Origin of the sequence: Shewanella cyperi, from assembly GCF_017354985.1 — a bacterium.
Classification (GTDB): domain Bacteria; phylum Pseudomonadota; class Gammaproteobacteria; order Enterobacterales; family Shewanellaceae; genus Shewanella; species Shewanella cyperi.
Genome location: NZ_CP071501.1, coordinates 1591206 through 1604902 on the forward strand (window position 1 = coordinate 1591206; position 13697 = coordinate 1604902).

The 13697-nt window shown below is 55.1% G+C and carries 9 protein-coding genes; 5 read left to right on the top strand and 4 right to left on the bottom strand.

What is annotated here, in order from left to right:
• The first annotated feature begins 183 nt into the window (after nucleotides 1-183).
• The gene (topA, locus tag JYB84_RS06750; RefSeq protein ID WP_207322658.1) at nucleotides 184-2817 is read left to right on the top strand and encodes a type I DNA topoisomerase; all 2634 of its coding nucleotides are present in this window, start codon (nucleotides 184-186) and stop codon (nucleotides 2815-2817) included.
• 99 nt (nucleotides 2818-2916) lie between these two features.
• Here topA and JYB84_RS06755 read toward each other — a convergent pair whose 3' ends face one another.
• A complete protein-coding gene (locus JYB84_RS06755; RefSeq protein WP_207322659.1) occupies nucleotides 2917-3693 on the bottom strand; it encodes a hypothetical protein in 777 nt (258 codons plus the stop codon).
• A gap of 218 nt (nucleotides 3694-3911) precedes the next feature.
• On the opposite strand from JYB84_RS06755, the gene cysB reads away from it, so the two are divergent.
• Nucleotides 3912-4886, top strand: a complete 975-nt coding sequence (gene cysB, locus JYB84_RS06760; RefSeq protein ID WP_207322660.1) for an HTH-type transcriptional regulator CysB — start codon at nucleotides 3912-3914, stop codon at nucleotides 4884-4886.
• 75 nt (nucleotides 4887-4961) lie between these two features.
• Here the strand turns inward: cysB and JYB84_RS06765 are convergent, their stop codons facing one another.
• A complete protein-coding gene (locus JYB84_RS06765) occupies nucleotides 4962-6338 on the bottom strand; it encodes an L-serine ammonia-lyase (RefSeq protein ID WP_207322661.1) in 1377 nt (458 codons plus the stop codon).
• A gap of 346 nt (nucleotides 6339-6684) precedes the next feature.
• Between JYB84_RS06765 and nagZ the strand changes: the two genes are divergently transcribed.
• From nagZ to JYB84_RS06780, 3 genes are all read left to right on the top strand, one after another.
• Nucleotides 6685-7695 carry a beta-N-acetylhexosaminidase gene (gene nagZ, locus JYB84_RS06770; RefSeq protein ID WP_207322662.1) on the top strand — a complete coding sequence of 337 codons (1011 nt, stop codon included), beginning with the start codon at nucleotides 6685-6687 and terminating at the stop codon, nucleotides 7693-7695.
• A gap of 139 nt (nucleotides 7696-7834) precedes the next feature.
• On the top strand, nucleotides 7835-8374 hold the full coding sequence (ycfP, locus tag JYB84_RS06775; RefSeq protein ID WP_207322663.1) for an alpha/beta hydrolase YcfP: 540 nt from the start codon (nucleotides 7835-7837) through the stop codon (nucleotides 8372-8374).
• Nucleotides 8375-8780: 406 nt separating this feature from the next.
• Complete coding sequence (locus JYB84_RS06780; RefSeq protein ID WP_207322664.1) at nucleotides 8781-9056, top strand: acylphosphatase; 276 nt, start codon at nucleotides 8781-8783, stop codon at nucleotides 9054-9056.
• 52 nt (nucleotides 9057-9108) lie between these two features.
• Here JYB84_RS06780 and JYB84_RS06785 read toward each other — a convergent pair whose 3' ends face one another.
• Both JYB84_RS06785 and mfd read right to left on the bottom strand, forming a co-directional pair.
• Nucleotides 9109-10191, bottom strand: a complete 1083-nt coding sequence (locus JYB84_RS06785; protein WP_207322665.1) for a peptidoglycan binding protein CsiV — start codon at nucleotides 10189-10191, stop codon at nucleotides 9109-9111.
• A complete protein-coding gene (mfd, locus tag JYB84_RS06790) occupies nucleotides 10188-13655 on the bottom strand; it encodes a transcription-repair coupling factor (RefSeq protein WP_207322666.1) in 3468 nt (1155 codons plus the stop codon). The genes JYB84_RS06785 and mfd overlap by 4 nt, the downstream gene beginning before the upstream one ends.
• Between the last annotated feature and the right edge of the window lie 42 nt (nucleotides 13656-13697).

Genomic DNA, 13697 nt, shown 5'->3' on the forward strand with positions numbered 1-13697 from the left:
TGGCGAATAATGAAATATTAGTTTTTAATTACGCAATATTATTTTTTACAAAAATTTCAACTTTGCTTAAAAAGTGACTCGCTGGTATGCATAAAAGAGGGATTAGCTTGAAACTCAAGGTTCAACCCTCTATATATGGTGCCAATTTCCACCTTCTCGAGACTGTTTGGCGCAAATAAAACTATGGGTAAATCGCTCGTCATTGTCGAATCGCCGGCCAAAGCCAAGACAATTAACAAATACCTTGGCAAAGATTTCATTGTTAAATCCAGTGTGGGTCACATACGTGATTTGCCTACATCCTCCACCTCGGAAGGCAAAACGGGTGCTAAATCCAGTGCCGATCTCAAGAAAATGACCGCCGATGAAAAGGCCCGTTACAAGAAGGACAAAGACCAACAGGCCCTGGTGGCCCGCATGGGGGTGAACCCCGAGGCGGGCTGGCGTGCCAACTACCAGATATTGCCTGGTAAAGAAAAGGTGGTGAAAGAATTACAGGCCCTTGCCAACGATGCCGATCAAATCTTTCTGGCAACGGACTTGGACCGTGAGGGAGAGGCCATTGCCTGGCATTTGCAGGAAGTCATAGGCGGCGATCCTTCACGGTATCAAAGGGTAGTTTTCAATGAGATCACCAAAAGTGCCATCCAGGACGCCTTCAGCCATCCTGCCAGCCTGAACACCAATATGGTCAATGCCCAACAGGCCCGTCGTTTCCTGGACCGGGTGGTGGGTTTTATGGTGTCGCCCTTGCTTTGGAAGAAGGTTGCCCGTGGTCTGTCTGCCGGACGGGTGCAATCGGTTGCGGTGCGTTTGGTGGTTGAGCGTGAAAGTGAAATCAAGGCCTTTGTACCGGAAGAGTTTTGGGACATCCACGCTGCCCTGAATACGCCAAAAGGCCAGGCATTGCTGATGGAAGTTCATCGCCATCTTGGTGCAGCCTTTGAACCACGCAATCAGGCCGAGGCCATGGCGGCTGTGGCCGAACTGCAGCATGCCAGCTTCAAGGTCTTGGAGCGGGAAGATAAGGCAACCCAAAGCAAGCCTTCTGCGCCCTTTATTACCTCAACCCTGCAGCAAGCAGCGAGTACCCGACTTGGCTTTGGGGTGAAAAAGACCATGATGTTGGCCCAGCGTTTGTACGAAGCTGGTCATATCACTTATATGCGTACCGACTCTACCAACCTTAGCCAGGAGGCCCTGGACAGCGTCCGTGCACTCATTGGTGACGAGTTCGGTGCCAAATACCTGCCCGATGCGCCCATACGTTATGGCAGCAAGGAAGGGGCCCAGGAGGCTCACGAAGCCATACGGCCTTCTGATGTCAAGGTCAGTGCGGTGCAACTGAGTGATATGGAACGCGATGCACAGCGCCTCTACGAGCTTATTTGGCGCCAATTTGTGGCCTGTCAAATGACACCAGCCCAATACGATGCCACCAGGCTTACGGTTAAGGCCGGTGATTATGAGCTCAAGGCCAATGGCCGCACCCTGAGGTTTGATGGTTGGACCCGGGTGCAACCGGCGCTGAAGAAAAAGAATGAGGAAGACAACACCCTGCCGGCGGTTGAGGTGGGTGAATCACTCACGCTGGATAAATTGGATCCCAAACAGAATTTCACCAAGCCACCGGCCCGCTACAGTGAAGCCTCCTTGGTGAAAGAATTGGAAAAGCGCGGTATAGGCCGTCCTTCCACCTATGCCACCATTATCTCTACCATTCAGGATCGCGGTTATGTAAAGGTGGAAAACCGTCGTTTTTATGCCGAGAAAATGGGTGAAATTGTCAGTGACCGTCTGGTACACAGCTTCAGTGAACTGATGAGCTATGACTTTACCGCCGGTATGGAACAGACACTGGATGACGTGGCCCGCGGTGAGCGTGAGTGGAAAAACGTGCTGGATGGTTTTTATGAAGACTTTACCGCCCAGCTCGACAAGGCGGAGCAGGAGCCCGATGCGGGCGGTATGCTGCCCAATGAGATGGTACTTACCGACATTCCTTGCCCCACGTGCGGCAGGCAAATGGGGATCCGCACCGGCACAACCGGGGTGTTCCTCGGCTGTTCAGGCTATGCGTTGCCGCCGAAGGAAAGATGCAAGACCACAATGAACCTGACGCCGGGCGAAGAGGCCATAAGCGAAGGTGATGAAAACGCGGAAACCAATGCGCTCAGGGCCAAGCATCGCTGTAACAAATGCGGTACCGCCATGGACAGTTACTTGCTTGATGAAAAGCGTAAACTGCATGTGTGCGGCAACAACCCAACCTGTGACGGCTATGAGGTGGAAGCGGGTCAGTTCAAACTCAAGGGTTACGAAGGACCGCTATTGGAATGTGACCGTTGTGGCGCCAATATGGAGCTTAAAAACGGCCGTTTCGGCAAGTATTTCGGTTGTACCAATGAGGCCTGCAAAAATACCCGCAAACTGCTGAAAAATGGTGAGGCAGCGCCACCGAAGGAAGATCCTATTCATCTGCCTGAACTCAAGTGCAGTAAGTCGGATGCTTATTTTGTATTGCGTGATGGTGCCGCCGGTATCTTCCTCGCAGCCAGCACCTTCCCCAAATCCCGCGAAACCCGGGCGCCGTTGGTGGAAGAACTGCGCAAATACCGTGAGCTGCTGTGGCCTAAATATCAGTATCTGGCCGATGCTCCGACCGAGGATGATGAAGGTAACAAGACCATGGTCAAGTTCAGCCGCAAGACCAAGGAGCAATATGTTGCTTCCGAGGTGGATGGCAAGGCCACGGGTTGGATAGCCCACTATGATGGCAAGCGCTGGGTCAGTGAAGCCAAGAAAACCAAGAAGTAACATGCTGCTCAACTAACTGTGAGCAAATAAAAACTCCCGAGGTTGCCCTGCGGGAGTTTTTTTATGGGGGATTGGAAGCCATACCGCTTCAGGCAGCGGTTACCATTTTTTCTTCGGTTGGAACAGCATATCCAGATCGTCTTCTTCGCTGCGCTTTTGACGACCCGCAGGCTCGGACATCTTCTGGGCACCCATGATTTCATCCAGCAGTTGCTTGGCCTCATCAACTTTGCGGCCAATAAAGGGGTCATTGGGGGTCTGTGCCTTGATGGCGTGCAAGGTCGCCAGCGCCTTGGAGACCATCTGCTTGGCAGAGCCATACTGCTTCATAAAGCAGGCGGCGCGGGCACGAGAAATCATGGAGTCCACGTTGATCCGCAATTGCAGACTGTCGATACGATTTTCTTCTTCGGCAAAAACCGTGGGGTCGACCTTGCCCTTATTGTGTTCGGCCCTGAGTATGGCCTTGAGTTTCTTCAGGGTTTGCACAACCACAAGCACTTGCTTGTCGTTGTCAGGCAAACGGAAGCTTTCTATCGGTGGCACATTGGAAGTGCCCTGCAGGCTCTCAATCTGAGCCTGAAGATCCAACAGACGGCGTTGATAGTCATTTTTTTGTGGGGGAACGGTCAGGTTGACCGCGTTGCTCAAGGCTTCCTGGATGCGCCGGTACAAAATCATGACTATGTAGCTTGAGCAGGGCATCATGCCTGTATTGGAAAGCACGCCTTCGGTTTCATCCAAAATGGCACGCTGTCTGGCCAACTCCATGCGACGTTCTGCTTCGGCCTTTTCTTTTTGTTGTTGGATCACATTGATCACTATGACCAGCAGTAACAATGCTCCAATGGAGAGCAGAACCAGGGTGAATATCATAGGTGTCCCATTCTTGAGTCAAGTCAACCAATGCTACAATAAATCAACAAACTAGCATAGTTATCTTAGCCCAGCTTATCGTGTCTGTCCCGTATTGCTGGCGGGGTGGACCGTTATTCCAGTTTGATTTAATTTTACCAATATACTATAACCCAAGATTATAGTTAAGACTCGCAACCGGCCGATTGCTCGGAACGGTTCTTTTGGTAGGACGCAACATGAAGCTGCAACAACTCAGGTATATTGTGGAAGTGCTGAACCACAATCTCAATGTCTCGGCGACAGCGGAAAACCTGTATACATCTCAGCCGGGGATCAGCAAGCAGGTCCGAATGCTGGAAGATGAGTTGGGGATCCAAATCTTTGGCCGCAGCGGCAAACACCTGACCCACGTGACCCCTGCCGGTGAGCAAGTGATAAACATCGCCAGCGATATCCTGGGCAAAGTGGAAAGCATCAAAAAGGTGGCCGAAGAATACACCAAGCCGGATCAGGGCGAACTGAACATAGCCACCACAGACACCCAGGCCCGTTATGCTCTGCCCGGCATTATTCGCAGTTTTATCAAACGTTATCCCAGGGTTAACCTGCACATGCACCAGGGTACTCCGACCCAGATAAGTGAACTGGCGGCCCGCGGAGATGCGGATTTTGCCATTGCGACCGAGGCCATGCACCTGTACTCGGATCTCATTATGTTGCCTTGCTACCACTGGAACCGCTCCATAGTGGTTACCCGGGATCATCCGCTGGCCAGTCGCAGCCATATGAGCATTGAAGAATTGGCACGCTTCCCACTGGTGACCTATGTGTTCGGTTTCGACCGTGAATCCCAGATTGAGCGTGCCTTTAACCGTGCCGGGTTGGAGCCCAGGGTGGTGTTCTCTGCCACCAGTGCCGATGTACTGAAAACCTATGTCCGTTTGGGGCTGGGGGTGGGGGTGATTGCCTCCATGGCCATAGATCCCAACATAGACAAGGACTTGGTGGCCATAGATGCCGGACACCTGTTTGCCCACAGCACCACCAAGATAGGCTTCCGTAAGGGCAGTTTCCTTCGAAGCTACATGTATGACTTTATCGAATTGTTCGCACCGCATCTTACCCGGGATGTGGTGGAAAAGGCGGTGGCGCTGCGTGACCCTATATTGATTGAAGAAATGTTTGCCGATCGTGAGCTGCCGATGCGCTAGCCCGGATAGCCTCGGATTTCCAAATATAGAGTCAAATAAAAATCCCGCCGAAGCGGGATTTTTTAATTGCGGCTGTCAGCACTCGACAATGTTGACCGCAAGACCGCCCTTGGCGGTTTCCTTGTACTTGCTGCGCATGTCCTTGCCCGTGTCCATCATGGTTTTGATGACCTTATCCAGCGACACCTTGTGGTTGCCGTCGCCGCGCAGCGCCAGGCGAGAAGCATTGATGGCCTTGACCGCGCCCATGGCGTTGCGCTCAATACAGGGAACCTGTACCAGGCCACCGACGGGATCGCAGGTCAGGCCCAAGTTATGTTCCATACCGATTTCGGCAGCGTTCTCCACATGCTCCACGGTACCGCCCATGATTTCGGTCAGCGCTGCGGCTGCCATGGAGCAAGCCACGCCCACTTCACCCTGACAGCCCACTTCGGCACCGGAAATAGAGGCGTTTTTCTTGTAAAGGATACCAATGGCGGCGGCGGTCAGCAGGTAGCGTGAACAGACATCCACATCCACTTCCTGCACGAAGGTATCGTAGTAACAAAGTACTGCTGGAATAATGCCGGCTGCCCCATTGGTGGGCGCCGTGACTACACGGTCGCCGGCGGCGTTCTGTTCATTGACCGACAGGGCAAACAGGTCTACCCAATCCATGGCGTTGAGCGGGTCGACGTTGTTGCGACCTTCGGCCTTGAGACGGCGGTACAGCGCCGGCGCCCGGCGTCTGAGTTTTAAGCCACCAGGCAATATGCCTTCCTTCTGATAGCCCTTTTCGACGCAGCTTTTCATGGTCTGCCAAATCTGCCACAGGCGGGCCTTGACGTCGGCCTCGGAGGCTATGCTGAGTTCATTGGCCAACATCAGTGAGGAAATGCTCAGGCCGTGGTCCGTACACAATTCCAGCAGATGGGTTGCACTGTTGAAGTCATAGGGAGCAGACTGAATGGGGGTTGCCGGTGAGGCGTCACGCTGGGCTATCTCATCCTCGTCCAGAATGAAGCCGCCACCCACGGAATAGTAGGTGCGTTGGAACAGCAACTCACCCTTGGCCAGGGCATAAAGGGTCATGGCATTGGCATGGGCGGGCAGCGTCTTGCGACGATGATAAAGTATGCCATCCTCGCGGGTGAACTTTACCTTGGTGCCGTTGGCCAGTTGCAGCTGCTCACTGGCAGCAACGTCTGCCAGGATTCCGTCGATGGCATCGGTATCGACGGTTTCAGGATCTTCACCCATCAATCCCAGGATAACGGCTTTGCCTGTGCCGTGACCTTTGCCGGTTTGTCCCAGGGAGCCGAACAGTTCAGCCCGCAGCTCATCGGTTTGTGCCAGCAGCCCCTTGGCTTCCAGCAGTTGAATAAAGAGTTTGCCGGCCTTCATGGGGCCCACTGTATGGGAACTCGATGGCCCTATGCCTATCTTGAACATGTCAAATACGCTAATCATAATCTGGCCCTGTGTCGTCTCGTTGTTATTTTAGTCTTTGTCATGGGGCTTGCTCGCCCATCAATCTAATCTGAGGTAATCTCTGCGACTGCGCATTCGGGAAATGGACGTGCGCCAACCTGGCCGCTGATCACCATAGGAACAGTATCCCATAGTTTGGCCTTGAGGCTTCATTAGATATTCTTATTCATGATGTTTCGGATAAATCTAGCTAAAGCATAATTGAACTGGCTTTAGTGCTTGGTTTCAGGGCTATTGCGGCAAATTAAGGGCTTAATCCATTTCGCCCCCTAAAGCTGGGGTGTAGTGGTTTTATTAATGATGAATTAATTTTTTAGGGGGAAGCATGGGCGTGCTCATGGTGGATCTGGAAGGGCTGGAGCTGACATCGCAAGAGCGTGAAATGTTGCGCAATCCCTTGGTCGGCGGGCTTATTCTCTTCAGTCGCAACTACAGGGAGCGCAGTCAGCTTTGTGAGCTGGTGCAAGCGGTACGAGCCATACGCCCGGAACTGCTGATTGCCGTCGACCATGAGGGGGGCAGGGTACAGCGCTTTCGTGAGGGCTTCACCCAAATTCCAGCCATGGGCGACATTCTTCCTGCCGCCGCCGAGGCCATGGCCCTGGCAAAGCGCTGGGCCAGCGAGTTGGGGTTTTTGATGGCGGTGGAGCTGCTGTCCTGTGATATTGATTTAAGCTTTGCCCCTGTGCTTGATCTCAATGGTATCAGTGAAGTCATAGGCAGACGTAGCTTTTCAGCGAGCCCAGCCCAGGTTGCGGCGGTGGCCGGTGCCTTCATTGATGGTATGCACAGCGCCGGCATGGCAGCTGTCGGTAAACATTTTCCCGGACATGGCAGTGTGCAGGCCGACTCTCATGTGGCCATGCCGGTGGACGAGCGTGAGCCTGCGCTTATCCTGGAGCAGGATATGGCTCCCTTCAGGTCATTGATAACCGAAGGGAAACTGGATGGCATTATGCCGGCCCACGTGGTGTACAGCCAGATTGACCCCAACCCGGCCGGTTTCTCCAGCCATTGGCTCAAACAGGTGCTGCGCATCGAGTTGGGTTTCAGGGGCGTGATTTTCTCGGACGATCTCGGCATGGAAGGGGCTGCCTTTGCCGGTGACTATCCTGCCCGTGCCAGAGCGGCCCTGGCGGCGGGGTGTGACATGATATTGGTATGCAACCAACGCCAGGGAGCACTGGATATCCTGACCGATTTGGCCGGCTCTGAATGGGAAAACCGTGCACAGGCACTCAGGCCCGATGGCCGTAAGGTGGCTGCTGCGCTTGAAAACCAGGCTCGCTGGGAAGAGGGGCGAGAGTTGGCTGAGCGCATTGGCTACCAGCCCTGATTGTTGCTACTGATTGATATGGCGCCATGTGCGCCATTTTTTATGCCCTTTATGGCCGCTTTGTGAACCCGCGCACCCCGGGTTGGCACAGATATGCTAGTGTGAGAGCTGTGTGTTCATTCGGGCGATGGAGTCGGCCATGATCCTTTATCTGCACGGCTATGATGCCACCAGTCCAGGCAATCATGAAAAAATGCGTCAATTGCAGTTCATTGACCCCGACGTCAGATTGTTAAGCTATTCCACCCAGTTTCCCCGTCACGATATGCAGCAATTGCTTAAGGATGTGGAGCGGGAGTTGAAGCATTGTGATGATCCCGCGCCTCTGATGGTTGGTGTTGGCCTGGGGGGCTATTGGGCCGAACGTATCGGGTTTCTCCATGGCCTGAAATCGGTATTGATAAATCCCAATCTGCACCCCGAAATCAATATGCAGGGGCGGATAGACAGACCCGAGGAATATGCCGACATTGCCAGTAAATGCGTAAGTGAATTTCGCAGCAAAAACCGGCAGAAATCCCTGTGTATATTGTCTGAGCATGACGAAGTTTTGGACAATTCCGCCACCGCCAGCCTGCTGTCAGCCTTTTATCCCATCATTTGGGACGAGCACCAGTCTCACAAATTTCCCCAGCTGGGGCCGCATTTGCCTGCCATCCACGCGTTCTGGCGCGGTTAACTGCGTCCACAGTACTTTCGTACAAATTTGTACATTTGTACCAGTTACCCTTTGGCTTAAACAGTGAGTCGTGCGGCAAATACTGGCTAAAAGTGTGATCTAGATCACATAAATCCCAGGGGTGCTCAATAGGACTTTAGTCTCAATTGAAAATTCCTCATCAGCGTGTACATTAGCGCCCTCCCAAGCAGATTGTAACAAATTGTAGCAATCCGCTGCCGAATTCGGTCCCCCTGGACCAACCCTTTGCGTATGTCGCCCGATACAGCTAACAGCAGTTTTGTTAGCTGTTTTTTTTAGTGGCATCCGTGACTCTGTACCCCTCGAGATTCCTTTCCGCCTTCAATTAGGTATATGTCTGTTTTTTGGCTTATTCTCAATGCATCGGCCGAGAAGGGAGCAACAGATGAAGCGGGTGTTAATCAGGGTGAAGGGAAAGGTTCAGGGGGTGTGCTTCCGGCGCTGTGCACTGGAAAAGGCGAGGGAGCTTGGGGTTACCGGGTATGTTACCAACCTGGATGACGGTTCGGTGGAAATCCTGGCTCAGGGGAGTTTTCCTGCGGTAGATCAGTTAATCGAATGGTGTTGGCTTGGCTCCCCCGGTGCCAACGTCAGTCAGGTGCTGGTGGAAGAGGACGTGGAAAATGAGATTTACCTGGATTTTTCCATTACCCAATCCTGAACCATTGCGACCGAGCCAACAAAAAGGGGAGCCAGGCTCCCCGTGAGTTTTGCTATTGCTGAGGCAAATCCTCTTCAACGACGCTTTCTTCGTCGTTTTCTTCCAGCACTTCTTTGACTTCTTCCCGGCTGCCTGGCTGGGCCATCTTGCGGATCTGTACCACCATGCCTAGCTTGGGATGATCCAGATAATGGATTTCACCGCTGCGCACCCGGCGATTTTGTACCATGGGGATGGCATACAGGAAGGCCTGCTGTTCCATTGGCGCTGCGGCTTGTGCTGCCACTGCCGGGTTATTTTCAATCACCTGTGCCAACAGCGGCACTTCGCGGGTGCCGGGCGTTCTTAACCTGAGATCTGTCTCTATGTAGAGATAGTGGCTGAGATAAATATTGACTGTGCCATCCAATTGCCATACCGGCTCGGGATCGGACTCGGCCAGCGGTTGTGCAGCCGCTTGCAACTCACCCGGTTCGCTGGTAGTACCCAGTTGGGCGGCGAGGGAATTATCGTCGCTGCGGATCTCAATTCCTGTGCTCGCGTCTTCTGCCTGCCCTTTGGCTTGTTCTTCGACCATGGCACTGCGTGGCAGGCCATTGAGCGCGTACCTGTCACTGAAGTTTTCACCGCCATAGAGACGCACCGGCAGCGCCTGGTAGCGGGAACCCATGGATTGCTGCCAGGTCAGGTGCAGCAGCGGCTTGAGTCCGGGTTCACGGGAGAGGGTCTTCATCACTTCGGCAAACTGGCTGTGGCCAGCATCCATTAATACCGCACCATCACCGGCCTTGACTTCGGGGGTGGTTTCCGCGGCAATGTTCAGCGGGACCAGGGCCGGATAATGCAGGGTTTTGTGGGTATACCTGGCTTCACACAGCAGTGGGTCAAGGGCTGCCTCGGCCTCGCTGCAGGGTTCCATGCCCTCGGCCAGGTGGGCTTGTTCCTGAACCACCAGGGGGGATATCAGATCCCTGGCCTTGGTCAGCGACGGCAGTGTTACCTCCTCGGGCCACACCTCACTGCTGGCCTGATTGCGTTCAAACAGCAGCACCTCCACCTCGAACCAGGCTTCGGCATGGGATTGCGCCACTGGCACCAGGGCCAGGACGGAGGACAACGCTAGGTGACGGATCACTGTTTATCTCCAAGACGGTTTGCAGACAGCTGCTCCAGCAGCAATTTGGCCAGGTCGAGCCTTTCCTTTGGGGTCTCTGACGGCAGGCTGAACTTTAACTTATTTGGTCCTTCCATTCGATAGATTTGTGGCTGACCCGAGAGCAGACCTATGATGAAGCCGGGATCTATGTCGTGCTGGTCGCCAAATTCCAGGCTGCCACCGCGGCTGTGCATCTCCAGCTTGGTGACCCCAAGGCGCGAGGCCTGATGCTTGTACAGGGTCTGCTCCAGCAGGTTACGGGCGGGATCGGGCAGCAGACCAAAACGGTCAATCAGTTCCACCTTCATCTCATCCAGGGCCTGCTCGCTGTCGCAACCGGCGATGCGCTTGTACAGCGACAGGCGCATATTAACATCGCCCACATAGTCTTCCGGCAGCAGTGCCGGGATCCGCAAGTCCAGCTCGCATTGCTGCCCCAGCATCTGGGCCAGGGATGGCTCCTTACCTTGCTTGAGTGCCTTGACCGCCCCTTCGAGCATTTCCATGTACAGGCTGAAACCAATCTTGGAAATATGGCCGCTCTGCTCGTCACCCAGCAGTTCACCGGCACCACGGATTTCCAGATCCTGGGTCGCCAGCATAAAGCCGGCGCCGAGATCTTCCAGCGCATCTATGGCCTCCAGGCGCTTGCGGGCATCCTGGGTCATCAGTTTGGGGTGGGGCGTCATCAGATAGGCATAGGCCTGGTGATGGGAGCGGCCGACCCGGCCCCTGAGTTGATGCAGCTGAGCCAGACCGAAGTAATCGGCCCGGTCGATAATGATGGTGTTGGCGCTCGGCACATCGATACCGGTTTCGATAATGGTGGTACACACCAACACGTTGAATCTCTGGTGATAGAAGTCCGACATTACCCGTTCAAGATCCCGCTCGCGCATCTGGCCGTGGGCCGTGACTACCCGGGCTTCGGGCAACAGCTCGCGGATCTCCTGGGCAGTTTTCTCTATGGTTTCCACATTGTTGTGCAGGTAATAGACCTGGCCGCCGCGGAGGATTTCCCGCAGTATGGCCTCCCGTACCGTGGCCCTGTCATACTCGCGCACAAAGGTTTTGACCGCCAGACGTTTGGCCGGCGGCGTGGCTATGATGGACAGGTCGCGCATGCCGGACATGGCCATGTTCAGGGTGCGGGGAATGGGGGTGGCCGTCAGGGTGAGTATGTCAACGTTGGCTCTCAGCGCCTTGATTTTTTCCTTCTGGCGCACGCCGAACCTGTGTTCCTCGTCAATGATCAGCAGGCCCAGGGCGTCGAAGCGCACCTCGCTGTTGAGCAGCTTATGGGTGCCTATGACTATGTCCACCTTGCCGGCTTCCAAGGCTGCCAGCACCTGATTTTGCTCCTTGGCGGTGCGAAAACGTGACATCACCTCTATGGTCACAGGCCAGTCGGCAAACCTATCCTTGAAGTTTTCATAATGCTGCTGGGCCAGCAGTGTGGTGGGCACCAGCACCACCACCTGTTTGTTGTTGCTGACAGCGAGGAAGGCGGCACGCATGGCCACTTCCGTCTTGCCAAAGCCCACATCGCCGCACACCAGGCGGTCCATGGCGCGGGGCTGGCACATGTCATCGAGCACCGCCTTGATGGCGCTTTCCTGATCCACTGTCTCTTCGAACATAAAGCCGTCGGCAAACTGGGCGTATTCGGTTTCATCCAGATTGCAGGGGTCGCCGGGACGGGCTTCCCGTCTGGCGTAGACATCCAGCAGCTCGGCGGCCACGTCGCGGATTTTTTCAATCGCCTTGCGTTTGGCCTTGGCCCAGGTTTCATTGCCGAGCCGGTTGAGACTGGCTTCCTGCTCTCCGCCCACGGCATAACGGCTGATAAGGTGCAGGGAGGCGACCGGCACATAGAGTTTGTCACCGCCCGAATATTCCAGGGTCAGGTATTCGGCCACCAGACCACCAGTGTCGAGGGTTTCCAGCCCCTGATAGAGACCGACTCCGTGTTCCAGGTGCACCACAGGCTGACCGACCTTGAGTTCGGCCAGGTTTTTAATCAGCAGATCCTGGCTCAGCTGCTTTTGCTTGTCGCGGCGCCGTTGTTGCGACACCCGTTCACCAAAAAGCTCGGTTTCACAGATGATGGCGAGATCTTTTGACTCATGCCGTTGCAACAGGCAACCCTGGGACAGTGGGGCGACGGCTATGGCACAGTCGAGATCCGAACCCCAGAACTCATCTATGTGGCTCAGGCGTTTGGGCTTCAGTTCAATCTTGGCCAGCAGCTCGGTCAGGGCCTCGCGCCGGCCCTCGGATTCGGCGATAAACAGCAGCCTTGGCCCGGTTTGGGCGAAGGACTGCAGCGCCTCCAGCGGTTGACGCAGTTTGTGATTGGCGCGGAGATCCGGCAAGGGTGCTGCGGCAAGTGTCTGGACGGCGTCGGCAGCTATCTGTACTCGCGGCAAGGCCTTGAAGGCGGAAAACAGTTGCTCGGTGAGCAGGTACAAATCCTGGGGCGGCAACAGTGGCCGCAGCGGATCGACCCGTCTGTCCTCAAAGCGACTCTTCACCTCATCCAGGTGATGATTGGCGGCCTGTTCCAGCTCGCCCACGGTCAGCAGCTGGCAGTCCCTGGGCAGATAGTCGAACAAGGTGGCGCAGCTTTCGAAAAACAGCGGCAGGTAGTTTTCTATACCCGCCGGCATCAGGTTGCGACTCACCAGCTGATACACGGACTCGGGGGCATTGACCACGGACTCAAAGGCGCGGCGGTAGCGCTGGCGAAAGCCTTCAATGGCGCTGCTGTCGGTGGGGAATTCCCGCGCCGGCAACATGCGGACGCTGTCGACCTCGGTGCTGGAGCGCTGGGTCTCGGGATCGAAATAACGGATGGATTCCACCTCGTCATCGAACAGCTCAATACGCAGTGGCTCACGGGCGCCGCTGGGAAAAAGATCCAAAATGGCGCCGCGGATGGCGAATTCGCCGTGCTCATAGACCTGCTCCACCAGATGATAGCCAGTGTCGGTCAGTTGCTGGCGCATCTGCTGCAGACTGTATCTGTCGCCTTTTTTGAGGATCAGCACATTGCCGGCGAGGAATGACACAGGTGGCAGGCGCACCATCAGGGTGGTGACAGGCACTATCACCAGGTGGCGTTTACCGGTCGTCAAGCTGGCCAGGGTTTCCAGACGCTGGGAGATCAAGTCCTGGTGCGGCGAAAAGCTGTCATAGGGCAGGGTTTCCCGGTCCGGAAACAGGCACACCTGCAGATCGTCGTGGCGCAGCAGGTAGGTGAGTTCGGCTTCCAGCGCCAGCGCCGAAGGGGTATCTGCGGTGACCAGCAAACTGGTGCCTGTGTGGGCCTTGGCGAGGTTTGCCAGTGTCAGGGCGCGGCCAACGCCCACGGGCGCGGCCAGAGAAAGCAGCTTGCCGTTGGCGGGGGCCTTGGGCGGCTGGTTTACCGGAAATGAAGTCATTGAGTAAGCAGCATGTTTCTGTCAAAAACCTGGGGGCATTGT